25 protein-coding genes are annotated in these 24,750 nt (G+C 58.8%); 10 read left to right on the top strand and 15 right to left on the bottom strand.

Annotated features, from left to right (window positions below; translation table 11 throughout):
* Positions 1-98: 98 nt before the first annotated feature.
* Positions 99-1,115: a lipoate--protein ligase A gene (locus ACTG2W_RS06040; RefSeq protein ID WP_362774248.1), complete on the top strand. Its 1,017-nt coding sequence runs from the start codon at positions 99-101 to the stop codon at positions 1,113-1,115.
* A gap of 223 nt (positions 1,116-1,338) precedes the next feature.
* A complete protein-coding gene (locus ACTG2W_RS06035; RefSeq protein WP_106842562.1) occupies positions 1,339-3,033 on the top strand; it encodes a pyridoxal phosphate-dependent decarboxylase family protein in 1,695 nt (564 codons plus the stop codon).
* A gap of 144 nt (positions 3,034-3,177) precedes the next feature.
* On the opposite strand, the gene ACTG2W_RS06030 is transcribed toward ACTG2W_RS06035, so the two are convergent.
* From ACTG2W_RS06030 to yiaY, 3 genes are all read right to left on the bottom strand, one after another.
* Complete coding sequence (locus ACTG2W_RS06030; protein ID WP_106842563.1) at positions 3,178-3,807, bottom strand: NAD(P)H-binding protein; 630 nt, start codon at positions 3,805-3,807, stop codon at positions 3,178-3,180.
* Positions 3,808-3,978: 171 nt separating this feature from the next.
* Positions 3,979-4,317 carry an outer membrane protein assembly factor BamE gene (gene bamE / locus ACTG2W_RS06025; protein WP_005337980.1) on the bottom strand — a complete coding sequence of 113 codons (339 nt, stop codon included), beginning with the start codon at positions 4,315-4,317 and terminating at the stop codon, positions 3,979-3,981.
* A gap of 136 nt (positions 4,318-4,453) precedes the next feature.
* On the bottom strand, positions 4,454-5,605 hold the full coding sequence (gene yiaY / locus ACTG2W_RS06020) for an L-threonine dehydrogenase (RefSeq protein WP_005337978.1): 1,152 nt from the start codon (positions 5,603-5,605) through the stop codon (positions 4,454-4,456).
* 382 nt (positions 5,606-5,987) lie between these two features.
* Between yiaY and udp the strand changes: the two genes are divergently transcribed.
* Positions 5,988-6,743: a uridine phosphorylase gene (gene udp, locus ACTG2W_RS06015; protein WP_005337975.1), complete on the top strand. Its 756-nt coding sequence runs from the start codon at positions 5,988-5,990 to the stop codon at positions 6,741-6,743.
* A gap of 140 nt (positions 6,744-6,883) precedes the next feature.
* On the opposite strand, the gene ACTG2W_RS06010 is transcribed toward udp, so the two are convergent.
* The gene (locus ACTG2W_RS06010) at positions 6,884-7,612 is read right to left on the bottom strand and encodes an RluA family pseudouridine synthase (protein WP_181281557.1); all 729 of its coding nucleotides are present in this window, start codon (positions 7,610-7,612) and stop codon (positions 6,884-6,886) included.
* Between the two features lie 222 nt (positions 7,613-7,834).
* Between ACTG2W_RS06010 and rihA the strand changes: the two genes are divergently transcribed.
* Positions 7,835-8,770: a pyrimidine-specific ribonucleoside hydrolase RihA gene (rihA, locus tag ACTG2W_RS06005; protein ID WP_362774251.1), complete on the top strand. Its 936-nt coding sequence runs from the start codon at positions 7,835-7,837 to the stop codon at positions 8,768-8,770.
* A 33-nt stretch (positions 8,771-8,803) separates the two neighbouring features.
* Positions 8,804-9,271, top strand: a complete 468-nt coding sequence (locus ACTG2W_RS06000; protein ID WP_128836098.1) for a hypothetical protein — start codon at positions 8,804-8,806, stop codon at positions 9,269-9,271.
* Positions 9,272-9,372: 101 nt separating this feature from the next.
* On the opposite strand, the gene ACTG2W_RS05995 is transcribed toward ACTG2W_RS06000, so the two are convergent.
* The 3 genes from ACTG2W_RS05995 to ACTG2W_RS05985 form a co-directional block, all read right to left on the bottom strand.
* Positions 9,373-9,669: a winged helix-turn-helix domain-containing protein gene (locus ACTG2W_RS05995; protein WP_005337957.1), complete on the bottom strand. Its 297-nt coding sequence runs from the start codon at positions 9,667-9,669 to the stop codon at positions 9,373-9,375.
* Positions 9,666-10,196 (bottom strand): DUF1523 family protein, encoded by a 531-nt coding sequence (locus ACTG2W_RS05990; protein WP_005337948.1) that lies wholly within the window; start codon positions 10,194-10,196, stop codon positions 9,666-9,668. The genes ACTG2W_RS05995 and ACTG2W_RS05990 overlap by 4 nt, the downstream gene beginning before the upstream one ends.
* 175 nt (positions 10,197-10,371) lie before the next feature.
* Positions 10,372-11,994, bottom strand: coding sequence for a methyl-accepting chemotaxis protein (locus ACTG2W_RS05985; protein WP_106843220.1), 1,623 nt, complete (start codon positions 11,992-11,994; stop codon positions 10,372-10,374).
* Between the two features lie 232 nt (positions 11,995-12,226).
* Between ACTG2W_RS05985 and ACTG2W_RS05980 the strand changes: the two genes are divergently transcribed.
* On the top strand, positions 12,227-12,859 hold the full coding sequence (locus ACTG2W_RS05980) for a LysE family translocator (RefSeq protein WP_005344345.1): 633 nt from the start codon (positions 12,227-12,229) through the stop codon (positions 12,857-12,859).
* 73 nt (positions 12,860-12,932) lie between these two features.
* On the opposite strand, the gene ACTG2W_RS05975 is transcribed toward ACTG2W_RS05980, so the two are convergent.
* The 7 genes from ACTG2W_RS05975 to ACTG2W_RS05945 all read right to left on the bottom strand — a co-directional run bounded on the left by ACTG2W_RS05975 (position 12,933) and on the right by ACTG2W_RS05945 (position 19,678).
* Positions 12,933-14,141 (bottom strand): cation:proton antiporter, encoded by a 1,209-nt coding sequence (locus tag ACTG2W_RS05975; RefSeq protein ID WP_106843219.1) that lies wholly within the window; start codon positions 14,139-14,141, stop codon positions 12,933-12,935.
* A 31-nt stretch (positions 14,142-14,172) separates the two neighbouring features.
* Positions 14,173-15,276: a beta-N-acetylglucosaminidase domain-containing protein gene (locus ACTG2W_RS05970; RefSeq protein WP_106843218.1), complete on the bottom strand. Its 1,104-nt coding sequence runs from the start codon at positions 15,274-15,276 to the stop codon at positions 14,173-14,175.
* Between the two features lie 43 nt (positions 15,277-15,319).
* Positions 15,320-17,047 (bottom strand): potassium/proton antiporter, encoded by a 1,728-nt coding sequence (locus ACTG2W_RS05965; protein WP_257687710.1) that lies wholly within the window; start codon positions 17,045-17,047, stop codon positions 15,320-15,322.
* 280 nt (positions 17,048-17,327) lie between these two features.
* Positions 17,328-17,474, bottom strand: a complete 147-nt coding sequence (locus tag ACTG2W_RS05960) for a hypothetical protein (protein ID WP_005337933.1) — start codon at positions 17,472-17,474, stop codon at positions 17,328-17,330.
* Positions 17,471-18,160: a M15 family metallopeptidase gene (locus ACTG2W_RS05955; protein WP_100646344.1), complete on the bottom strand. Its 690-nt coding sequence runs from the start codon at positions 18,158-18,160 to the stop codon at positions 17,471-17,473. The genes ACTG2W_RS05960 and ACTG2W_RS05955 overlap by 4 nt, the downstream gene beginning before the upstream one ends.
* Positions 18,157-19,284, bottom strand: a complete 1,128-nt coding sequence (dapE, locus tag ACTG2W_RS05950; protein WP_257687711.1) for a succinyl-diaminopimelate desuccinylase — start codon at positions 19,282-19,284, stop codon at positions 18,157-18,159. Before dapE ends, ACTG2W_RS05955 begins: the two co-directional genes overlap by 4 nt.
* Before the next feature lie 19 nt (positions 19,285-19,303).
* Entirely contained in the window at positions 19,304-19,678 is a 375-nt protein-coding gene (locus ACTG2W_RS05945) for an ArsC family reductase (protein WP_111901255.1), read from the bottom strand.
* Between the two features lie 240 nt (positions 19,679-19,918).
* On the opposite strand from ACTG2W_RS05945, the gene ACTG2W_RS05940 reads away from it, so the two are divergent.
* From ACTG2W_RS05940 to ACTG2W_RS05925, 4 genes are all read left to right on the top strand, one after another.
* Positions 19,919-21,625, top strand: a complete 1,707-nt coding sequence (locus ACTG2W_RS05940) for a recombinase family protein (protein WP_440016103.1) — start codon at positions 19,919-19,921, stop codon at positions 21,623-21,625.
* A 26-nt stretch (positions 21,626-21,651) separates the two neighbouring features.
* A complete protein-coding gene (locus tag ACTG2W_RS05935) occupies positions 21,652-22,554 on the top strand; it encodes a hypothetical protein (RefSeq protein ID WP_440016102.1) in 903 nt (300 codons plus the stop codon).
* A 414-nt stretch (positions 22,555-22,968) separates the two neighbouring features.
* On the top strand, positions 22,969-23,106 hold the full coding sequence (locus ACTG2W_RS05930) for a hypothetical protein (protein WP_440016101.1): 138 nt from the start codon (positions 22,969-22,971) through the stop codon (positions 23,104-23,106).
* A 112-nt stretch (positions 23,107-23,218) separates the two neighbouring features.
* A complete protein-coding gene (locus ACTG2W_RS05925; RefSeq protein WP_440016100.1) occupies positions 23,219-23,761 on the top strand; it encodes a recombinase family protein in 543 nt (180 codons plus the stop codon).
* Positions 23,762-24,031: 270 nt separating this feature from the next.
* Here ACTG2W_RS05925 and ACTG2W_RS05920 read toward each other — a convergent pair whose 3' ends face one another.
* Entirely contained in the window at positions 24,032-24,484 is a 453-nt protein-coding gene (locus ACTG2W_RS05920) for a hypothetical protein (RefSeq protein ID WP_440016099.1), read from the bottom strand.
* Positions 24,485-24,750 lie beyond the last annotated feature (266 nt).

The following is a 24,750-nucleotide window of genomic DNA, read 5'->3' as shown; positions in this document are numbered from 1 at the left end:
GTGTCGTGGCTGCTGCGCACCGGTTAATGTGCAACGGCTCAGTGATGGTACCCCGTCAGTGTTATCATGCTGTCCCCAGTTCCGGATAAGGTCTTTTTATGTCCCGCTTGCGTCTGCTTGTCTCCGACTCTCACGATCCCCTGTTCAATCTGGCCGTTGAGGAGTGCATCTTCCGCCAGATGGACCCCGGCCAGCGGGTGCTGTTCCTCTGGCGCAATGCCAATACCGTGGTGATTGGCCGTGCCCAGAATCCGTGGAAGGAGTGCAATACCCGCCGCATGGAAGAGGACGGGGTGACCCTGGCGCGTCGCAGCAGCGGTGGCGGCGCCGTGTTCCACGACCTTGGCAACAGCTGCTTCACCTTCATGGCGGGCAAGCCGGAGTATGACAAGAGCGTCTCCACCGCCATCGTGCTGGACGGGCTCAAGCGATTGGGGATCGAGGCGTTTGCCTCCGGTCGCAACGATCTGCTGGTAGCCACCCCGGACGGGGAGCGCAAGGTATCGGGGTCGGCCTATCGGGAGACTCTGGATCGCGGATTCCACCACGGCACCCTGCTGCTGGACGCCGATCTCGGCCGCCTTGCCAACTACCTCAACCCCGACCCCAAGAAGCTGGCGGCCAAGGGGATCACCTCGGTGCGCAGCCGGGTGGCCAATCTGTGCGAACTGCTGCCGGGGATCGACCATCAACAGGTGAGCGAGGCGCTGGTCGAGGCCTTCTTCCACCATTACGGCGCGCGAGTTGAGCCCGAGCATATCTCCCCCGAGCAGATGCCCGATCTGCCCGGTTTTGCCGAGACCTTCGCCCGCCAGCGCAGTTGGGAGTGGAACTATGGCCATGCCCCGGCCTTCAGCCATCTGCTGGAGGAGCGGTTCAGCTGGGGCGGGGTGGAACTGCACTTTGATGTGGAGAAAGGGGTCATCACCCGGGCGCAGCTCTTTAGCGATACTCTGGAGCCGGCCCCGTTTGATCTGCTGGCGGCCGAACTGGCGGGTTGTGGCTATCGACCGGACGCTGTTTCCGCGCGCCTGCAACCCTGGCTGGCGGCCTTTCCGCAGCAGCAGAGCGAGCTGGCGGAGTTTGCCGAGTGGCTGTTGGCCTCCCTGCGTTAAGGGGGACGATGCGCTGATGGTGGTCTGGTAGTGAGGGCGCTGTCAGCCAGGGTGGGAGCAAGATCACGAAATATAAAGAGGCGCCTCAAAGGCGCCTTTTTGCCAGCCCTTGTTATGGCTGATACATGACAAAAAGTAGGGTAGGCCATTAGATATTGTCACTGTTAGCCCCTCTGGTACAGGGGTATAACGGCCGCACATTTGCTGTACTAATGGTATAAAAATGAGTGACTTAGTTTATCTTCAAGACGAAAGCGTCAATGCCGTCCACCCCGATTTTTCCGCCCGTTTCGCCACCGTCAAAGCCAACTTTTTCTCGCGCAATCCCGATCTCTGGCCCGTTTTTCACGAACCCGGATTTGCCACCCTCAACGAATTTCGGGCCCGTGGTCTGGCTCCCGATGCCCGTTTGAATGCCTGGCCAGATGGCCGCGCCCGCCTGGCCGATCTCTGCGAGACCATGCCGGTGCCCGCCACCATGCGCACTCCGGGCGAGCCGATGGCCGAGCTGTTGTTTGCCGCCGCGCTGTCGAAGGATTGGGAGAACCCCTCCAGCGTCGAGAACGTCATCACCATGTCGGCGGATCCCGCCATCTATGGCGCCCAGATGGGTATTTTGGCCAACCCCAATCTGGTCTACTCCGAATATGCCGGAGTGGCCGAGGAGCTGGAGAAGAAGGTGGTGCGCCAGATTGCGCTGCTGGCGGGTTACGACCCGGCTCGCGCCACCGGCATCTTCACCCAGGGGGGGACCTTCTGTAACCTCTATGGCTACCTGCTCGGCATTCGCAAAAGCCTGCCGGAAGCCAAGCACAAGGGGCTTGGCCACTATCAGGATTACCGCATCATCAACTCCCAGGGCGGTCACTACTCCAACATCACCAACCTCTCCCTGCTCGGGGTCGACATCGAGAACAAGACCATCCGCATTCAGGTCGGCGAGAACAACGACATCGATCTCGACCACCTCGAGCGCACCCTGACCGCCTGTTTTGCCCTGAAACACGTGGTGCCCGCCATCATGCTCACCATGGGTACTACCGACACCTTCGGGGTGGATCAGGTGAAACCCGTGTTCGAGCTGCGCAATCGCCTCTGCGAGCAGTTCGAAGTGGCGGTCAAACCGCACATTCACGTCGATGCCGCCATCGGCTGGTCGATGATCTTCTTCCTCGATTACGACTTTGCCGCCAACCCGCTTGGCATCAATGCCGCGACCCTGGCCGGGATCGAGCGCAACGTGGCGCGCTTTGCCGAGCTCAAATATGCCGACTCCTTCACCGTCGACTTCCAGAAGTGGGGCTATGTACCCTACACCTCCAGTCTGGTGATGATTAAAGAGCAGGATGACCTCAAGGCGATGGAGAATGACCCGGAGAACTTCTCCTACTTCGAGCGGGACATTCAGGGCCAGACCCACCTGCAATCCACCATCGAGTGCTCCCGCGGCGCGAGTGGCCTGTTCGGTGCCTATGCGGCGCTCAACTATATGGGGGTGGAGGGGTATCGCATCGTGCTGGCCCACTGCCTGCAAAATGCCAACTACTTCCGCTATCGCCTGAGTCAGCTTGGCAACGTCAAGCTGGTGGCGCAGGAGAATCAGGGGCCGAGCGTCGGCTTCAAGATCTACAACCCCGAGTGGGTGAGCGATCCGGAAGCCGAATTTGCCTTCGAGCTGGCACGCTCCAGCGATCCTGCCTACAAGGCTCGGCTGCAGCGCAATACCGACTATCACCGCAGCCTGTTCAAGGGGCGCGGCAAAGTCGGGCTCTATACCAACTGGGTGGAGGCGGTGGCCCACTCCGACTATGACGCCCGCGGCAAATACTCCTACATCGCCGGGGAGAAGGCGGTATTTATGAACCCTGCCTGCACCCGCGAGCAGATCGACGCCTTTATCGACCATATTCGCGGTTGATGGATGTTGCCCTGACAGCCGAGCGCAGCCTGTGATGGCAAGAGGCGGTCAGGGTACCTCGCCAACAGATAAACAAAGGGCAAGCTGGCTGGCTTGCCCTTCTGTTTTTGCAGCACTGTGCGTAAGTAGTAGGGAAGGCTGGGTTCAGAGGGTCAGCAACTGCTCGTTCTCGACAATCTCGCACCCGGCGGGCAGTTTCGAGAGGGCGATCATGGCGCGGGCCACCTGACTGGCCTCGATGGCACGCCAGCGGGCGAGCTTGCCCACCAGCAGCGGCCGAAACAGCGGGTAGATAGTCTGAAAGATCTGCTCGGAGAGGCGCGGTGGCTGGCGATCCCCGAGCAGCATGGCGGGCCGCACGATGGCGAGCCGTGGCCAGGATTGGGCCAGCAGGGCCTGCTCCATCTCCCCCTTGGTACGCGGATAGAGAGCCGGGGACGATGCACTGGCCCCCATGCTCGAGACCACGATAAGGCGCTGACAGCCGTGACGGCGGGCCAGCTCTGCAAAGGCGACCACATAGTCGAGATCGACCCGGCGAAACGCCTCGGCAGAGCCCGCCTCCTTGCGGGTGGTGCCGAGGGCACAGAAGGCGATATCCACCGGGCGGGAGAGGGTAACGCTGGCCAGATCATCAAAATTGACCGGTAGCCAGTGGTGCGCCTCCTTGCCCGGCTTGCGACAGAGCAGGGTCAGTTCATGTTCGGCAGGCAGTTGCTGCACCAGTTCGCGACCGATCAGGCCGCTGGCTCCGGCAATCAGGATCCGGCTCATGGGGATTCTCCCTGTGTCATTCGATGGTGTTGATGCCATGGTGGCTGCTCATCAGCATCAGGCAATTTGCGGGCAGCTGCAATGGGGAGAAATGACTCAGTGTTGTCGGGCAGGATGAATTACGCGGGGCTGGATAAAACAAAACCGGCGCGAGGCCGGTTTTGCAGGATATCAGAGCGGGGTATTGAAGGCTGCTGGCAGCGGGAAGTCACCCGTCACTGTGGTCAGCCTGTCGTTGGCGAAGGTGACAGTGAGCTCTTTGCGCTCCTTGTCGCCGTGGCCCGGCTGGAATTCATAGAGGTAGTACCAGGTGTTGGGGTCAAAGCCGTCACGCAGCATGGGGGTCCCCAGCACATAGCTGACCTGCTCGCGGGTCATCCCCTGGCGCAGTTTGTCGACCTGTTTTTGTTCCACATAGTTGCCCTGGGGAATATCGATACGATAGACCAGGCTGCAACCGGAGAGGGTGAGGGCGGTCAAAGCCGCGGCAATCAGGTGTTTCATCCGCATATCGAGTTCAGATCATCCATACAGTCTTTTTGGCTCGGCAAATCATACCGACTCCCTCCACGGAAGTAAAAAGCCATTGATCCATCAGCCAATAAAAAGGGCCGCACTGCGACCCTTTCTGGCAATCCGGCAGCCGTTACATGGCGGCGCGGAAGATGGCGACGATCTCTTCGTGGCTCGCCTGTTTCGGGTTGGTGAAGCCGCAGGCATCTTTCAGGGCGTTGCTGGCCAGGGTATCGAAGTCATCGGCCTTGACGCCGAGTTGCTCCAGACCCGCCGGGATCTTCACATCCAGCGCCAGCTGCTTGATGGCGGCAATGGCAGCGGCAGCGCCCTGCTCGTCGTTCATTGCACTCACGTCCACACCCATGTAGCGGGCGACATCCTTCAGACGAGCCGCGCTCACCTGGGCGTTGAACGCCTGAACATGGGGCAGCAGCACGGCGTTGCAGACACCGTGGGGCAGGTCATAGAAACCGCCCAGCTGGTGGGCCATGGCGTGTACGTAGCCCAGGCTTGCGTTGTTGAAGGCCATGCCGGCCAGGAACTGGGCATAGGCCATCTGCTCGCGGGCGTGCAGATCATCGCCGTGGTGAACGGCGGTGCGCAGGTGCTTGGCGATCAGCTCGATGGCCATCACGGCGCTGGCATCGGTCACCGGGGTGGCGATGGTGGAGACATAGGCTTCGATGGCGTGGGTCAGGGCATCCATACCGGTGGCGGCGGTGAGACCGGCTGGCTTGGCCAGCATCAGCTCGGGGTCGTTGACCGACATCAGCGGGGTAACGTGTTTGTCGATGATGGCCATTTTCACGTGGCGCGCTTCGTCGGTAATGATGCAGAAGCGGGTCATCTCGGAGGCGGTACCGGCGGTGGTGTTGATGGCGATAAGCGGCAACTGCGGCTTGGCGGAGCGATCCACCCCTTCGTAATCCTTGATGCTGCCACCGTTGGCGGCGACCAGCGCAATGCCCTTGGCGCAGTCGTGGGGCGAGCCGCCACCCAGCGAGATGACGCAGTCGCAGCCGTTGGCCTTGATCATGGCCAGACCCGCTTCAACGTTGCTGGTGGTGGGGTTGGGTTTGGTCTCATCGAAAACTGCGCTTTCAATGCCATGTTCAGCCAACAGGGTGGTGAGCTTGGCGACCACGCCGATCTGGTTGAGGATTTTGTCGGTGACGATCAGCGCCTTGCGATAGCCGTAACCCTTGATATCGGCGGCAGCCTCTTGCAGACAGCCGGCACCCATCAGGTTGATTGCGGGAATATAGAATTTGAATGTAGCCATGATGGACTTCCTATAGTTAGCCATTAAGTGGTAGTTGAGAGCTAGGCTACCATCTAGAAAGGGATACAAAAGCATCTTGTTTACAACTTTACGGGGTCGATCACGAGTCGTTAATTAAGCGCTGAACCAGGCTTGACTTTCCCGCATCTGACTCGATTGGCAGAAAAACGTTTGTCAATTATTTCATTGAGTTAGCAAACGTTTTGCACAATGTTTGTCACTGTCAATGCGTGGAAGTGTGAGGCGCTTCAAGGAATTGGAAAGCGCTTTCGACCATAGTTGGCGCCTCCCCGAAGAGGGGGGTAAAGGCTTGAAAGTATCATAAAGAATCATCTTAACTTGTGCCCTGACCATGCTGGCAGGGGGCAACCAGGAGTCCAATATGTCTGATGTATTTCACTTGGGTTTGAAGAAAGCGGATCTGCAAGGCGCCACCCTGGCGATCGTCCCCGGTGACCCCGAGCGCGTGAAGCGTATCGCAGAGCTGTTGGATAACCCGGTGCACCTGGCCAGCCATCGTGAATTCACTACCTGGCGCGGCGAGATGGACGGCAAGGCCGTGATCATCTGCTCTACCGGTATTGGTGGCCCGTCCACCTCCATCGCGGTAGAAGAGCTGGCCCAGCTTGGCATCCGCACCTTCCTGCGTATCGGCACCACCGGCGCCATCCAGCCGCACCTGAACGTGGGTGACGTGATCGTGACCACCGGTTCCGTGCGCCTCGACGGTGCCAGCCTGCACTTCGCACCGATGGAGTTCCCGGCTGTTGCCGACTTCGACTGCACCACCGCGCTGGTGAACACCGCCAAAGAGATGGGCTCCAAGCTGCACATCGGTGTGACTGCCTCCTCTGACACCTTCTACCCGGGTCAGGAGCGTTACGATACCGTATCCGGCCGCGTAGTGAGCCGTTTCCAGGGTTCCATGAAAGAGTGGCAAGCCATGGGCGTGCTGAACTATGAAATGGAATCTGCAACCCTGCTGACCATGTGCTCCAGCCAGGGCCTGCGTGCCGGTATGGTGGCTGGCGTTATCGTCAACCGCACCCAGCAAGAGATCCCGAACGCCGAGACCATGGCGAAGACCGAATCTGATGCCATCAAGATCGTACTGGGCGCTGCCCGCAAGCTGATCTGATAGCACCACAAAGAGTGGGGGGTGGGGGCCGTTGCGAAAGCGCGGCCCCTATCTTTATCCGCCGTTTATCGCTTTTCCTCTCCCGTCACGCCTTTCACTGATCCCGTCGCACTCGCACTTGTTGTTCCTACCCATTGCCTCTAAAACGGCGCTGGGCAGCGCACTTGCATCGGCTCGCCGCTCACCGGATGAGCAAAATCCAGCTCGCTGGCATGCAGCATCAGCCGCGGTGCCTGTTCGCAGCCAGGCGGCAGCAGGCCACCATAGAGATCGCAGCCGAGGATGGGGTGGCCCAGCAGCTGGCTGTGGATGCGCAGCTGATGGGTGCGGCCGGTCTCCGGCAGCAGTCGTACCCGGGTCAAAGGCACGGTCTGCCCCTGCATCTGTTGCGCCAGCCGCTCAACTACCTGATAGCGGGAGCGAGCGGGTTTGCCACTGGCGGCGCAGATCTTCATCAGCGGGAAAATGGCCGGGTCCTTGGCGATAGGGGCGTCGATAACTCCTTCATCACTGGCCAGATGACCGCACAGCAGGGCGCTGTAGGCCTTGCTCACCGCCCGCTGACTGAACTGCTGGCAGAGCAGGGCATTGATGGCCTTGTTTCTGGCCACCACCATGATGCCTGAGGTGCCAAAATCGAGGCGATGCACCAAGGTACAGCCGGGGTAATCCTGCACCAGTCGATAATGCACCGAGTCGAGGTTCTGCGGGTTCTTGCCTGACAGACTCAGCAGGCCGCTCGGCTTGTTGATGAGCAACAGGTGCTCATCTTCGAACAGGATCTCGATGGCGGCATTGCAGGGCGGGGCAATAAAGGTGTCGACGATAACGGACATAGGTGGCACAGGCTGGAAACGGGGGGCGATCATACCCGAACCGGCGCGGCCGGGCGAATGGGTGGTGCGCAGCCTCGGAAAATGAACGGCATGACGCCATGCAAACTTTTGATAGTGAGCCGTGTTGAGCGAGGTGGCGTGCCGTGCAAACCGCCCAGGTCAGCAATAAGGCCCCGTTTTGTGACCCCTTCCCGAGTTCATCCGAGGCTTGCTTGTTAAGGTATGGCTCCCTGTTATGTTGTAAGGACTCATCCCATGGCACAGCCCGTTATTCTCGATTGTGATCCCGGCCACGACGACGCCATCGCCCTCATTCTGGCGCTGGCCAGCCCAGAACTTGACGTGTTGGCAGTTACCACCAGCGCGGGCAACCAGACGCCGGACAAGACCCTCAACAATGCCCTGCGCATCCTCACCTTGCTGGGGCGGGACGATATTCCGGTAGCGGCCGGGGCGCCGAAACCGCTGGCCCGCGAGTTGATTATCGCCGACAACGTCCATGGCGAATCGGGCCTCGATGGCCCCAAGTTGCCGGATCCCGCCTTTGTACCGCAGGGGATGACGGGGATCGAGCTGATGGCCAAATGTCTGCGCGAGAGCCCGCAGCCCGTGACTTTGGTGCCGACCGGGCCGCTGACCAATATCGCCCTGCTGCTGGCGGCTCATCCCGAGCTCAAACCCAAGATTGCCCGCATCGTATTGATGGGGGGCGCCGCAGGTGCCGGCAACTGGACGCCTGCGGCGGAATTCAATATTTATGTGGATCCGGAAGCGGCCGATATGGTTTTCAAGTCGGGGATCCCCATCACCATGTGCGGCCTTGATGTGACCCACGAGGCGCAGGTGATGGACGAGGATATCGAGCGGGTGCGCGCCATCACCAACCCGGTAGCCCAGTGCGTGGCCGGGCTGCTCGACTTTTTCATGATCTACCATCGGGATCCCAAGTGGGGATTTGCTGGTGCACCGCTCCACGACCCCTGTACCATTGCCTGGTTGCTGGCTCCCGAGCTGTTCCACGGAGTCGAGTGCCGGGTCGATATCGAGACCAGAGGGGAGCATACCGTGGGGATGACGGTGGTGGATCGTTATGGTCTGACCGGCAAGCCAGCCAATGCGCTGGTATTGTTGGGGCTGGATCGTCCGGGCTTTATCGATCTGCTGGTGACGCGGCTGCGGGCGTTTGACTGAGCGCCGGTTCATTTTTGCAAGAAGGGGCGGGGAATGTGGAAGAGAGGCTTGGTGCTGCTGGCCGGGTTGCAACTGACAGGCTGTGCGACGCCATTCGAGCGGATGTGGCAGGGGCTGGCGACCTGTGAATTTACCGATCTCTATGTGGATGAGACGGGCAGGCCCGCCAATCTACAATTGGCCAACTACACCCCCTACAAGGTGAGCGACGGCTTTGCCTGGTACAAGGTGCACGAGGAGCTGCACGGCTTGCCGGTGGTCGGTTTTATCGTGCCCGCCTCCAGCTTCGAAGTGTATGCCCTGTTTGTCGATACTCCCATCGCCAATGCCCGCCGCTTGACCCACAATGCCTACGGCAGCGAGTTTGGCGACGAGCAGAAGCATGACGAGGGGTTGGCGCCCCTGCTGCTGCGCGACCCCAACAACCCCAAGCGCTCCATCATCGACTGCACCCGCGGCGAGTCTGACGGGGAGCTTGAGGATTCGGCCATGCCCGAGTAGAGCCACCTGTCACGCCATCGACCTGGAAAAAGAGGGGCCAGCCTTGTCGGCTGGCCCCTCTTTAATTTAAAGCAGAGTGCGATTGCAGAGCGGTTCCCGGATCAGGGATAGCTCAACGTCTCTTTGATAAGCGGCAGTTGAGCCTTGATCCACGCCGGATTGATGGGACCCCAGTCGCTGATGCGGTAGTGCCCCTGCAGGTGGCGAGCCCCCTCGGTCTGCTCGAAGGCGCAGCTGATGTCGAGCTCGGCCAGCGCCGTCAGGGTATCCTGCGCGGTGCGGCGCGGCATGCCGGTCGCCTCCATGATGGCAGGCACCGTATCCGTGCCCTGGCTGATCAGCCAGGCCACGTAGAGCCGCCGGTAGAAGCTGGTGCGGGTCTTGCTCGGCTCACTCATATCTCGTCCTCAAGACGATCGAAGTAGCGCCAGGTCGCGATGGCGGCTTTGCCCATCACCAGTGCCCAGAGGCCGAACCAGAACCAGCGGAAGAAGCTCCAGGTGGAGGCGTCAGGCTCAGTGCTCTCAATCTTGGTGACGTTGGGGAACATGGAGAACATGTTCACGCGCCAACCGTAGGAGGTGATGATGGCCAGGCGTTTCTCGAACTCCATGGACTTGGCCTTGGCCTGGACGTCGGCGGCGTTGAACTTGAAGTAGAAGGGCCAGCCCCACTCGGTATCTTCATTGCGAAACACCCGGATCTTCTCGCCGGGGCGTTCGGTGTAGATGTAATAGACGTCGGTGGTGGGGCCGTCAGCCGGGTTTTTCTGGCTGATGGGGCCATCCTTGTCGGTGCGCTTCACCTCGACCCCGGTGATGGTAGCGATGGTGTGCTCCGGCAGGTAGTAGTCGAGCCAGGCGGCGGAAATGAGGGCGATGAGCCCCAGGGCGATAAAAGCGGGTTTCTTGAATCTCAGGCTCATGGTGTGCTCACGTGAGGGGGAGTAACGTGCCTCTACCATACCGATATTTGACAGGGCAGCCCAGCCCCTTATGGCACCAACGGCCAAAAAATGGCGTTTAAAACAGAGACAAAGCCATTGCTCCATCAACAAGAAAGGCCCTTGCGGGCCTTTTTGTCTGGTTCACTTTGTGCGCTTACAGCTGGAATTGGGCCAGCTGCTTGCGTTGCTGCTCGGCGAGCTGCGAGAGTTCGTTGCTGGCACTGGCGCTCTGGCTGATGCCGGCGGAGCTCTGGCTCACGATCTCGTGAATATTGGTGATGTTGCGGTTGATGTCGGCAGTGACGCAGGACTGCTCCTCGGCGGCGGTGGCGACCTGGGCGTTGGCGTCGTTGATCTGGCGCACGGCACCGGTAATGCCGCTCAGCAGATCCTGCACCTGAGCGGACAAGCGCTGGTTATGGCTGAGGATCTCCAGAGTCTCCTGCACGCCGTTGTTGGCGGATTGGGACTGGCTCTGCAGCCGCTCGATGATGGCCTGGATCTCCTTGGTGGAGTCCTGGGTACGGGCCGCCAGCATTCTCACTTCGTCGGCCACCACCGCAAAACCACGGCCCGTTTCACCGGCACGGGCCGCTTCGATGGCGGCATTGAGCGCCAGCAGGTTGGTCTGCTCGGAGATCCCCTGGATCACTTCAATTACCTTGCCGATCTGCTCGGACTGGGATTTGAGCTGGGCCACGATGGCGGCAGCATCTTCCAGACTGCCTGCCATCCGGCTGTTGGCGGCGATGCTTTCGGTAAAGAGGGCGAGCCCCTGTTCGACCCGGCCATTGGCATCCCGCGCCAGCTCGTCGGCGATGGCGGCGTTGTGGTTGACGTTGTCTGCGGTGCTGGAGAGTTCGGTTACGGCGGAGGCGACCTGTTCGATCTCGCTGTGCTGCTGCTTTGCATTGGCCTCGGACTGGGTCATCACGGCGGCCAGCTCGGTGGCGGCGGAGGCGACGCTGTTGCTGATCCCGGTCAGGTTCTCGATGGTGTTGCCGAGCTGGGTAAGGGTGAGGTTGATATCTTTGGCCAGACGGGTCAGTTCGTTGTTGCCCTCCGCTTTGGCGCGCACGTTGAAGCGCCCTTGCGCCACGGCGTGCATCACCTCTTGCAACTGACCGATGGGGCTGACGATGCGCCCAGAGAGGACCCAGCCGCAGATCAGCGCCGCCAGCAGGGTACCGGCGGTGAGCAGCAGGGTACGCAGCAGGGTGGCGTCGTAGTGGGCCTGCTCTTCGGCCAGCTCTTGCTGGATCAGCTGGTTGATGTGGGCGGACATGCTGTCGATCTGCTTGATCAGCTGTTCACCCAGCTCGCGGAAATGGAGGCGAGCCGCCTCGTAGGCGACCGGATCGCCGCCACCCTGATGTTTTTGCGCCAGCAGCGGCAGCATGTTGCTGCGGGTATGGCTGAGGTAGGCCTGCAGGGCGGCAGCGACCTGACGGTTATCCTGCTCGGCACCGGGGAGCACCAGACGGCCGAGGATGGTATTGATCTCCTGCTCGGCGCTGTTGAGGTTTGCGGGCAGTGCGGCAAACAGCTTGGCATCGTAGAGGCCATAGATGGCGCTGGTGCGCAGCCGGTAGGTGGCGTGGATCAGTTTGGCAATATCGTCCTTGTGCTGGACCACGGTCTGGGTCGTCTCATCTATGTCATTGATGGCTTCATCCAGACCCTGTTTGCTGATGGCGATCATCACCATCATCAGCAGGCTGGCCAGCAGCAAAGGTATCAAGACCTGAACGCGTATTGATAGATTATTCAATGACATAAGTGGCTCTAATCCGGAATTGGAGGAGCCGACATCTTACACATGCACATCAGGAGCTGTCACAGGCTTTTATTGCTGAAATGTGCTGAAGAAAAGGTTTTTTCTTGTGAGAAAGGAGCCATTTAGGCATGATTGAGCGCTTTATCCCCTGAATATGTGGTACAACTGGCTGGGTTGTGTCAATCCTGTCCCGTTTTCGTGATTTCCCGCTCTCGTCATATGGAGGTGTGTTGTGTCCAGCTGGATCGATCCGGCCATTCTGGCTCTGTTTATCCCGACCTTTTTCTTTGTCTCGGTGACCCCCGGCATGTGCATGACCCTGTCGATGACCCTGGGGATGAGCCTGGGGGTGCGCCGTACCCTGCACATGATGTGGGGGGAGCTGATCGGGGTCGGGCTGGTCTCGGTGCTGTCGGTGATCGGGGTGGCAGCCATCATGCTCAACTACCCGGGGATCTTCGCCGCCTTCAAATATGTGGGGGGCGCCTATCTGGTGTGGCTCGGCATCCAGATGTGGCAGGCCAAGGGGAAGATGGCCATTCCGGCGGATCTCTCGGCCGGTCAACAGACCAGCGCCATGGGGCTGGCGCTGCAGGGTTTCGTCACCGCCATCGCCAACCCCAAGGGGTGGGCCTTCATGATCTCCCTGCTACCCCCCTTTATCTCTGCCGACAAGCCGATGGCGCCGCAGATCAGCGCGCTGGTGGCGCTGATCCTGGTCATCGAGTTCTCCTGCCTGCTGCTCTACGCCAGCGGTGGCCGCACCCTGCGCCACTTCCTCGCCAAGAGCGGCAATGTCACCCTGATGAACCGCATCGCCGGTACCCTGATGCTGGGGGTGGGAGTCTGGCTGGCGCTCGGGTAAGAGCTGTCAGTGACTCTCGCCACAAAAGAAAAATGCCACCGGTCGGTGGCATTTTTTATGGGCGCCGGGTGGCTCAGCGAGGCTTGAAACGCTCGACCCAGGGGTTGGCGGTGAGGCCGTGCAGGATGACGCTCAATATGATGGTGCAGAGCACGGTGGCGATGATGGGGCGCTGGCCAATCAGGGCAGGCTCGTTTTGCAGCACCATCACCGCAAAGACGATGCTGGCAAGGCCCCGCGGCCCGAACCAGCCGATAAAGAGCTTGAGTTCGGGCTTGAGGCCGGTGCCGATGAGGCTCAGCCAAACCGGCACCATCCGCAGCAGGGTGAGGCTGGCAAAGGCATAGAGCCAGTATTGCCAGTGCAGCAGCTCCGGCAGAATGGGCATCAGGGTCGCGCCAAACACCATCCAGATCACCACGGAGAGCAGGTCGCCGTAGCCTTCGCAGCTGTCCATATAGGCGTGCTTGTGCTCGCCTAGGCGGTGGCCGATAAAGAGGCCGCCGACAAAGGCGGCGATAAAGCCGCTCCCCCCGAGAGTCTGTGCCAGCGCAAAGCAGAGCAGGGCCAGCCCCGGCATGGTGAGCTGGCGCCAGAGCGGCAGTTGCCAGCCGTTGAGATAGGAGATTTTCAGTAGCCGGATGGTGAGGCTGGTCAGCACAAAGGCGACCAGCAGGCCAATGCCGATCTCCTCCAGCATCAGGGTGATGGCCAGGGTGGCGGTGCCTGCGTGCTGCTCCGTGGGGGCGATAAGGGCCAGCAGCAGAAGCAGCACCGGTACGCAGATGCCGTCGTTGAGGCCGCTCTCCTGATTGAGCCCTTCACGCACCGGTGCCGGCACCGCGGGGTTGCTTACCACCGCCTTGCCGAGCGCCGCATCGGTGGGGGCAAGAATGGTCGAGAGGATCGCCATCTCCAGCAGTGGCAGGTCGGGGAAAATCCAGTGGCCAAACAGGGCGCCACAAAGCAGGGTGAGGGGCAGGCCAATCAGCAGCAGCCGGATGGGGAGCTGGCGGTTGGCCAGCAATACCTGCCAGTTGGTGTTGGCGGCATCGTTGAACAGCACGATCACCAGCGTCAGCTCGGCCAGCAGCTTGATGCCAGCGCTGTCGATAGAGAGGGAGAGCAGCTCCAGCCCTCCCGGCCCCAGCAACCAGCCGGTCAGCAGAAAGAGCAGGGGGCCGTTGACCAGTTTTGACTCGAAGCGCCCCGCGATCAGGCTGTAGATCAGCAAGAAGGCGGCGATCACCGCCAGATTCTGGTAAAGCAGGTGTGCATCCATACAACCTCCTTTCTGCCCCCGCAGGGGCGGTTTAATCGGTCAGGCAGTCGGGATCGAACACATACTCCCCGTCCAGCCAGCGCACGATTTCGTCGACGCAGGATTGGTCACGAAACGGCAGATAGCGCGCCTTGAGGGCGGCAATCTGCTCGGGGGTGAGCTGTGCCAGCCCCAGATCCTGAAACAGCGGCAGGTCGGCCTCGATCATCGCCGAGATCTGCGGGCCGCAGGTGGCGTTGAGGGCGGCATGCAGCGCCTTGTCGGGGTCGTACTGCTTGCCGAGTCGGTAGCTCATCGGCAGGGTGGCGAGGGGCAGGGCGGAGAGTGCCGCCTGCTTCATCGGGTTGACCGCGTGGCCAGAGACCAGCTCTGCCAGCTCGGCGGGGCGGTTCTCGAAGGCGCGCAGGTGCAGGTAGCTGCTCGCCTTGCTGCCATCGTTAACCGGGTAGTTGTCCCACAGGAAGGGCTTGCGGCCGAGCAGTTCGGTCACCTGCTTGAGGTGACTGGCTGGATATTCGCTGGAGCAGACCTTGGGGCCGGTCCAGAAGATCTCGAAACGGCGATCGAGCTGCTCGCCAAGCTCCTCCAGATAGCGGGGAGGCATGGCGCCGAACACCTTCTCCAGCACCGGGTCGGTCGAGTAGTAGCTGGGGCAGAAGATGAGGCGGGTCGCCTTGCTGTGGGCCGCGATGTCGTGGGCGATGGTGAGCTGGTGACGGGCCAGATCCGGGGTATCCCCCTTCATATCGTCAAACAGCACCGCCAGAATATCGGGCTGGAGCATCTCGTCGATGAGGCGCACTTTCTCAAGCAGCGCCGAGCGTTTGCGATCGTAGTCGTGATGAGCCCCCATGGGGCTCAAGCCCACCCCGAAGGCGAGCCCGTTGGCGCGGCACTGGCGCGCCAGCTCGGCGAGATCGGCCAGCTGCTGCTCGGGCCAGGGGAGGGCCCAGTGCTTGCGCAGATAGCCATCCTCTTTCGGGGCGTAGATATAGAAGCCGTAACCGTGGCGCGGCAGCCACTGGGCGTAGCGGGCGCGGGCCTGCCAGCTCCATCCCTTGCCAAAAAAGCCTTCAATGACCCCCAGATTGGTTGCGGGGGGCAGGGGGCCGGATAGCAAACTTTGATATGGCATAACACTCTCCCTTCTTGCTGGGGACTTGATACGGGACGGTCGGTCAGACCGGGTCCTCTTCCTGAAAGCGCACCCCGATCTTGCCCGGCACGCTCTCGTCCATTTCGGCCACGGTCCAGATCAGGCCCTGCCATTCGATGTTGTCACCGACCACCAGATTATCGCCCAACTGGCTGGCAATAAAATCGCCCAGTGTCTGATCCGCCACCTCGCTCACATCCAGCCCGTAAAGAGGGGCGAGATCCACCAGTCGTGCCGCCGCTTCCAGCAGGAAGTCACCGAAGAAGCGGGGGCCGAGATCCTGTTCCGGTGCCTGACTGAACAGCTGACCGAGGGCGGGGAGGTCGCGTTCGTGACCGATCACGCAGAGGATGTCATCGGCCTGCAGACAGGTACTGCCCGAGGGGTGGAGCAGCTCGCGGCCGCGAAACAGGGCGCAGATCCGGGTGCCGGTAGGCATCTGCAGATCCCGCAGCGGCGAGCCGATGCACCACTTCTCCTCCCCCAGCTGGTAGACGAAGGTCTCCCACTGGCTGTCGAGATCGATCTCGAGGCCGGAGCGGTTGATGGGCGACGGCGGTGCCGGTACCTCCACCCGCGCCAGTTTTGAGGCCAGCGGCAGCGAGCTGCCCTGCAAAATCAGCGAAACCAGCACCACGAAGAAGGCGACGTTGAAGTAGAGCTGGGCGTTGGGCAGCCCCGCCATCATGGGGAACACAGCCAGAATGATGGGCACGGCGCCGCGCAGACCGACCCAGGAGATAAACCAGCGCTCGCGGGGGGCGAAGTTCTTGAACGGCAGCAGCCCGATCCAGACCGACACCGGGCGGGCAAACAGGATCATCCACATCGCCAGCGCCAGCGCGGGCAGGGCGATGGGCAGCAGCTTGTGGGGGGAGGCGAGCAGCCCCAGCACCAGAAACATGCCGATTTGGCTGAGCCAGGTCAGACCGTCCAGCACCGACAATGTGGTGCTGCGGCTGCGCAGGGCGAGGTTACCGAGCAACAGACCGGTGAGATAGATGGCGAGAATGCCGCTGCCACCGACCGCCGTGGTGAGGGCGAAGATCAGCAGGCCGCCGCTGACGGTGAGCAGTGGATAGAGTCCCGGCGCCAGGCGGGCGGTGTTGATAAGGCGCCACAGCAGCCAGCCGCCGCCAAGGCCAATCCCGGCGCCAAGTCCAAACTGCTTGACCAGTTGCAGCAGCAGGAAGCCCCCATCCAGCCCTTGCTGGGCGGTGGCGAGCACCTCGATCAGGGTGACGGTAAGAAACACCGCCATGGGGTCGTTGCTGCCTGACTCTATCTCCAGCGTCGCGCTCACCCGCTCGTTGAGACTGCGTCCGCCAAGCAGGGAGAAGACCGCCGCCGCATCGGTGGAGCCGACGATGGCGCCGATCAGCATCCCCTGCATCAGACTGAGGTCAAACAGCCAGGCGGCGGCCAGACCCGTCAGGCCGGTGGTGATGGCCACCCCGACCGTCGCCAGCGACAAGGCAGGCCAGAGCGCCACCCGGAACGATGAGACCCGGGTGCGCATGCCGCCGTCGAGCAGAATGATGGCGAGCGCCAGGTTGCCCACCAGATAGGCGATGGAGTAGTCAGCGAAGTGGATACCACCTGGGCCATCCTCACCGGCCAGCATGCCGACGGCGAGGAAGATAACCAGAATGGGAATACCGAGGCGGGAAGAGAGGGCGCTCAACAGTACGCTGGCTCCCACCAACAGGGCAGCGACAAAAAAGAAACTGTTGATGGTAGCGGCATCCAAGGGCGAACTCCTTCCTGGTAATGTGCAAAGTAGGCACATTATATGCAGTTAGGCCCCCCTTGTGTGGCTTATTTGTGCATCAATTTGCACTTTCTTACATTTTTCATCCCTTTTTTCAGCATGGGCGCGCCATATTCTGACAGTGACGGGGTTAACAAAAGCGGAGTCAAAGGAGCGTCGATTTCAGGATACGCAGGGAGGAGAGGGCGGGGAAAAGTGAAACGGCACAGCAGAGGGAGAGGGGAGCACAAGGGCGCTCCCCACGGGATGGGGGCGGGATTCAGTCGTCCTCGTCATCCTTCACTTCGCGGATCTTGTCCTTGTAGTTGGGCAACTGCTTCTCCAGCCGTTTCATGTCTTTGATGGCATTGAGAAACAGCCCGAGCAGGAACAGCAGCGGCAACCCTATCCACAGCCAGAGATTCATGGGATTTTCCTTTCGTCAGGACAGGTGGTGACATAACGGGCCAAAATTTCATCAAGGTTGGCCAATATGGTCGACTTGCCTTCAATATCCGCCTGTTGCAGACAAAGCGCCAGTGCCGCGGGATCGAGTCGCTGCTCGTCGGACTCCAGCGAAAAGCTGATATGCCAGGGCTCGTAGGCGACCCCGCTCTCTGCTCCGACCGGCTTGGCATAAGGGAGGAAGAAGCCGAAGTCGCTCATATGGTCGCTGAGCCACTCGCTGAGATCTGCAAACCAGCCCCCGGCTTCATACTCCCAGGGCTCCAGCGCCAGTTTGGTATCGGCGGGCAGGCAGTCTGGGTCGTAGATATCGAGATCGGTCCCCCAGTGGTGACGGCTGGTGCCGGGCAGAGCGCTCCAGCGCAGGATGGCGTGCAGCCGCTCTATCTCGCCCAGTTGCAGGGCATCGATGGGCTGACTGTTGGCATCGAGCAGCGGCCGTTCGCCGCGCCACTTGCCATTCCAGATGGCGAGCTGGCGCTCGAAGCTGCGCCAGCTGGAGGCCGCCTGCAGGTTGAACCCCTCATAGGCGGCTGCCACCTGCATGTCGTTGAAGGCCGCGGCGGTGGCGGCAGTCAGACGATGGGGGCCGCGCCCCACCAGAATAAGGTGGCTCTCGTCGAGCCCCAGCAGTTGTTCCTGCGTCATGCCAGCAATCTCTCGAGCACCCCTTGGTACATGTCCGCCAGCAGATCCAGATCGTCCGCCTTCACGCACTCGTTCACCTTGTGAATGGTGGCGTTGACGGGACCGAGCTCAATCACCTCGGCGCCGGTAGGGGCGATAAAGCGCCCGTCCGAGGTGCCGCCGGTGGTGAGCAGGGCCGGTCGCTGACCATTAACCAGTTCTATGGCCGCCACGGCCGCATCGAGCAGCGCGCCGGTATCGGTGAGGAAAGGTTGGCCGGAGAGGGTCCAGTTCAGCTGATAATCGAGGCCATGTTTATCCAGCAGCGCTTCGACCCGCTCACGGATATCCATGTCGGTCAGTTCGGTACTGAAGCGGAAGTTGAATTGCACCTGCAACTCGCCCGGAATGACGTTGGAGGCGCCGGTGCCGGCCTGAATGTTGGCGATCTGGAAGCTGGTGGGGGGGAAGTAGGCGTTACCCTCATCCCACACGGTCGCGGCAAGCTGGGCCAGCGCTGGCGCGGCTTTGTGAATGGGGTTGTCAGCCAGATGGGGATAGGCCACATGGCCCTGCACCCCGCGCACCAGCAGATCGCCGGTGATGGAGCCGCGGCGGCCGTTTTTCACTACATCTCCGACCACGGCGGTAGAGGAGGGCTCGCCGACGATGCACCAGCGGATCTTCTCGTTGCGGGCCTCCAGGGTGTCGATCACCCGGGTGGTGCCATTGATAAAGGGCCCCTCCTCATCGGAGGTGATGAGAAAGGCGATGGACCCGGTGTGATCCGGATGCTCGGCCACGAAGCGCTCGACCGCCACCACCATGGAAGCCAGCGAGCCCTTCATGTCGGCGGCGCCACGGCCGTAGAGCACGCCATCCCTGATGGTCGGCTCGAACGGCGGAGTGTGCCATTTGTCCAGCGGCCCGGCGGGCACCACGTCGGTGTGGCCAGCGAAGCAGAACAGCGGCCCCTCACTGCCGCGGCGGGCCCAGAGGTTGGTGGTGTCCTCAAACACCATGGGCTCGATGACAAACCCTAGCTTGGCGAGGCGCTCCGCCATCAGGGTCTGGCACCCTTCATCGAGGGGGGTAACGGAGGGGCGGCGGATCAGATCCTTGGCCAGTGCGATGACATCCGACATCAGTTGTCCTTAGTTGTCCTTAACGGGAGAAGAGGGATTGGTAGTGATCAGCCTTGAAACCCAGAGTCAGTTCGCCGTCACGGTCGAGCAGCGGGCGCTTGATCATGGCCGGGTGCTCCAGCAGCAGGGCGCGCGCCTTGGCGGTGTCGAGCCCCTGTTTGGCCTCATCCGGCAGGGCGCGGAAGGTGGTGCCGCGGCTGTTGAGCAGGGCTTCCCAGCCGAGTTTTGCCAGCCAGCTGTCCAGATCGTCCGGGTTCAGGCCGTCGGCGCGGTGGTCGTGAAAGCGGTAGTCGATACCGGCCTCATCCAGCCACTTGCGGGCTTTCTTGATGGTGTCGCAGTTTTTGGGGGAAATGCCGTAGAGCACAACTTTGCATTCGGTCTTGTTTTCCATGGAGTTCACCGTGTTCCGTTCAATGGGCCATAGCATACAGGCGATCACTATGCAGGGAAATGTGGCTACCTTGGGCTGGTCGTCTGACGATGGGCTGTTCTTCTGCAATGTGGTGATTTCGGTAAAAATAACTTTGATTGCATATTGTGTAAAGTGCCGACCAACTGGTAGGCTCATCCCATCTTAATTTTCAGCCGTGCTCACTTGCTTCCAATGTGAGCCAATAGCAAAGGAGTTGCCATGAGTCGCCCCGTGAAAGCCTATTCCTATATTCGATTCAGTACCCCCAAGCAGGCGCAAGGAGATAGTTATCGCCGCCAGCTTCAGCAGGCTATGGATTACTGTGCTGAGCACAATCTCCAGCTTGATGACAAGACGATTGATGATTTCGGCACGAGTGCATTTCGTGGTGCCAACATGTCTGAAGGGGCGTTAGGTCGCTTCGTTGATGCTGTGAAGCACGGTGAGATTGAACAGGGGTCATACCTGCTGGTTGAGTCAGTAGACCGTCTGAGCAGACAAGCAGTCGAAGAGGCCCTTGAACAGTTCCTAGCTATTGTGAGGGCGGGGATCGTCATTGTAACCCTCTCTGATAAGCAGGTCTTTCGTAGAGGTCAGGTGGACTTCACCAAGCTGATAGTCTCAATCGTCTACATGGCTCGTGCTAATGATGAGTCAGAGATGAAAAGCCGTCGGAGCCGTGCAGCATGGTCAAATGGCCGTGAGCAGGCAAGAAAGAACAACAAAGTGATAGCTAACTCCCGTCTACCTTCATGGCTCACTAGGGATGGGGAGCAGATCGTCCCTATCTCCGAACGAGTAGCTATTGTGAACGAGATGTTTGAAATGGCGAAGTCAGGCTGTGGCTATGAGCAGATTGCTAAGGTATTCCTAGACAAAGGCTACAAAACATTCGGCAAAGAGGCTGACTGGCGTCCGGCAGGTATTCAAGCGGTCATCAAGAGTCAAGCGGTGATCGGTGTTTTCCAGCCACATGTCATTGAGAACGGCCATCGGGTGCCTGCTGATGAGCCAATCTTGGGGTACTACCCCACGATAGTCTCCCCAGCCTTGTTTGAAGAGGTGCAACACCTTATCAGCAAGAGAAACAAGCATAGTGGTTCCTATCGCAAGGGAACCTTTAACAATCTCTTCAGTGGTGTACTTCGCTGTCAGTGTGGTGAGTCATTACGTTATCAAAACAAAGGGCGAGCAGGGAGCCCAAGAAACTATCTGGTTTGTCCCAAGCAAAACACCGCTGGGTGCAAATTACCGAACATGCTTTACGGCAAGGTTGAACCACAACTTTTGCAAGCAGTGTTCTTGCTGAACAGGGTAATGAAGCAACGGGTTGAGGGGGAGGATAAAACAATCGCTCTTAGAACCACGCTAGCCGAATTACGAGTTCAGCTAGAGGTTGAGACCCTGAAGAGAAAGAAGGCAGCTCAACTTGTGCTGGATAACGATAATGATGCGGATTATCGAGTCTTGTTCGAGCAATGCAAGAAGAAGACGCAAGCCTTAGAAAAGCAAATTCAACGAGCTGAAAGTGATCTTATGAGCCGGGAGCTATCAGTGAAAACGCTCAATTACTTCGTAGCTCCTGAAGACCTTCGCAGTACGGAGCAACGCCAACGATTCAACGGCCAGCTGAAAACAGCGTTGAAGGAAATTCGATTCCGCTTTGATGGCGGCTATCTGTGGGCTGAGTATATGGATATTGATGGTGGTCGCGTATTGACGCAGATCTTTGAAGACAAGTTGGCGGGGAGTTCGATTTATGACGGGTCTAGCTACCTAGTAAGAAAGACTCAAACTGAAGCTCCTTATGGTGTTGACCCTTCAGTTATGCAGCAGGAGATGGACGATTACATTCGAAATCTCCAGAAGAATGATGATGGTACAGATCCAGATTTCGAAGATTTGAGCTCGGAATATTCCAAGTAAAAAGCTGTGATGAGGTGCTATTGAACATGACAGCAATTTTCATTGGCCAACCTGCCCGAGGGATTATCGACCCCAGATCATTGCTATCACAAATACCTGGTTTCAATGGGCGGTACAGTCAGTACGTCAGGCGGGCAATCGCCAACATCCGGCAGATGCAGGGGCTTGACCTGCCGGAGGTTCCCGAACCGGATAATGGATTGGGGACGTGGACTCCCTTACAAGCCTTGGCTGTGTTGACCTATGGCCCCAGCTCTCACTTAAACCTGAGGCTAATAGCGGAGATCGAGCAGCTTACCGGGTTGGAGTTACCACATGATGAAAGGCAGAGCCGCCATGAGGCTGCATTTTATGTGGAATACTTGGCCCCGCTGGTTACTTACTTTCAAATGCAGCAACCGGGTTTGCGAATGGAGGTGATCCCGCAGTTCGATTGCGACCCTTACCGGGTGGATTTTCGGGTAGATTTGCAGTGGTTCGACCCAGACGGAAAGTATTTTGACAAACCGACCCGGCAGGAAACCTACTTGCTGGAGTTTGACGAAGCCTATCATCTGGAGCCAGCGAACCGCAAAGCAGACCAGCAGCGTGATACTTATATCGAGCAGCTGACGGGCCTCAGGCCGCTCAGGATTCGCCATGAGGAGCAAGAGCTGTGGGCTACCATTTGCCGGACTCAGGGACGCATATTGAGCGTTGAGGAGTACCTGCAAGAGCTGTTGGTGGCTATGGCAAAGCCGGGTGATGGCCGACATCTTGATATCACGCGAGATTCTGCCCAGAGTGCTTATACCTGCGATCCAGCCGGGTATCTGCGATATCCAGCTCAGCCGGGACGAGACCTTAAAGCGATTGCAGAGCGGCTTGGCTGGCGGTTGAGTCAGAGGCATAGCGGTAATCTGGCATATCACCGTCTGACCCCGCCGTGAGTGACTGCCAATCGACACATTTCGGGGTGATGTGTCTGGTCGATTTGAGTCTCATCGACACATCTGACAACGTGTTCATAGGCTTTTCGGGCGGTTGTGTGCGATGTGTGTGCTGTGCCACCCCGATTTATATATCCACTTATGGACACACCACCTATTCACTACTCATTTACTGCACCGAGGGGGGAACCTACCAGCCACCCGAAGGAGATAAATCAAGAAGATAGCAACGATCCCGCCCCGTTGGCTGCTCTGAAAAAACAATCCCAAACCCCACCAGCTTAAGGAAATCAAGCAGGCAACATTGAGACCCAATGCCGGTATAAGCCAGATGAGACCAACACCATAGGAGAACCCCATGGAATACATCACATCTGGCCCCTTGTCAGGAGCCATCCAGCAAGGAGAAGGCGTATGAATGAGCAGCAAGGAAACCCGTTACTGAAAGCGTTGGAGGCGGCACTGCTGGCAGCCTTGGGCGTCCTCATCAAGGAGGCCGTCAACTCGATGCAGACACCGCCATCCCCACCGAAGGAGCCGGACGCTCAATAGACCATGCCCGTGTGACAGACCGGAAGCCCCCCGGCAACCCCTGTCACACGGGTTGGTTTTCGAGTTTTGACACGTTTTTCTTGCAGGGTCTTGAGCCTATTGGGAGGCCATCATGGCAATCATCGGGTATGCCCGTGTCTCGACCACGGGGCAATCGCTGGAGCAGCAACTGACAGCTCTGGCGGAGTGTGAAAAAGTTTTTCAGGAGAAGGTCAGCGGGAGCAAGACGGATAGGCCGCAACTACAGGCAATGCTTGAATTTGCCCGCTCTGGAGACGTGCTAAAAGTCACCAAGCTGGATCGTCTGGCCCGGAACACCCGGCACTTGCTGGAGATCACAGACCAGTTACACGCCAAAGAGGTAACATTACAGATCCAGAATCTGGGCATCGACACGGCGACACCAACGGGTAAGCTGATGCTGACCATGATCGGGGCCATCGCCACGTTCGAGCGGGAAATCATGCTAGAGCGTCAGGCGGAAGGGATCGCCTTGGCGAAGGCCAAAGGGGTCTACAAAGGCCGCAAACCGACCGCGATAGAAAAGCGGGATGAGGTATTGCACTTGTTTTCGCAAGGCCTTACAAAGGCATCAGTAGCGAAACGATTAGGGATAAGTGTGTCGAGTGTTTATCGAATACTAGGTCACACTTAAATAACGAAAACTCCAACTATGAAAGGACTCTCAGAATGAACAAAAAAGATAGAATAGCTTCAGTGATTTCGTTGTTTGGCCTAGTGCTAATGATCCTTTTCGTATTTGGAGGAGCCGCTCCACTAGCAGTAATTTCATTTCTAATAATTGCAGCGTATTGGGGGTATAGGTTTATTAAGGGTGACATTAGCTTTATTGGTGATAAATATAAAAGTTAGAGTTGGCCAAGGCAATCACTGGTCTTGAACAGTGATTGCCTAATGTCAGGCTTTAATCACAAATTACACTTGAGCCTGCTATTTGACATTTTGAACCATCAGAGCCGAGAATAGTGTTACCGACCCGCCTGTATGTTGTTTTGCTAGATCCGTAAGACAATGAAGGTTGCTCTACAGGTATATATTGATATGTTGACTGGCTTGAACTATCAAGTGACTGCCCGACTTGGTTTAGAGTGTTGCTTAGCGATGCCATCTGAGCATTGTATAAATCTACTTGAGACTTATACATCAAGATATCCTCATATGTCATAGCATCCCGATATCCGGTGTTGTTTTTATCTCCATCCATACAGATAATTCTAGTGTCTGAAACCTGACGATAGACATATTTACAGTTAGAGTCGCCCATCATGTAGTATTTCCCTGCATAGAGGGTTGGGTATGCATTGCTTGAACAACCAGCAATCATAAAAATACTCGCGATACAAAAGAATAGCTTCATGCTCTTCCTCCTTGGGACATATGAATGCTATAAGTTCTACTTCCCAATATAAATCACTGCTGATTGTTAGTTCAATACTCAACGTACAACTTTCAATATCGTAGTATGAGTCAACTCAGACCTCGTGCAGTATAGAAGAAAACCTGTGCAACAAGGCAAGGCATGGTTTATTTTGCGGCTCTTCCACTATGAATGGCTCGCAGTTCTTGATGCCATAGAGGGTGATGGCCATGGGGAGTCCTTCTCTTGTGGGCGCTGGCCGTGGC

Origin of the sequence: Aeromonas sp. 96A (assembly GCF_051919165.1) — a bacterium.
Classification (GTDB): Bacteria; Pseudomonadota; Gammaproteobacteria; order Enterobacterales; family Aeromonadaceae; genus Aeromonas; species Aeromonas veronii.
The sequence above is the reverse complement of the archived record's forward strand: the minus strand, read 5'-3'. Positions and strand labels throughout refer to the sequence as shown.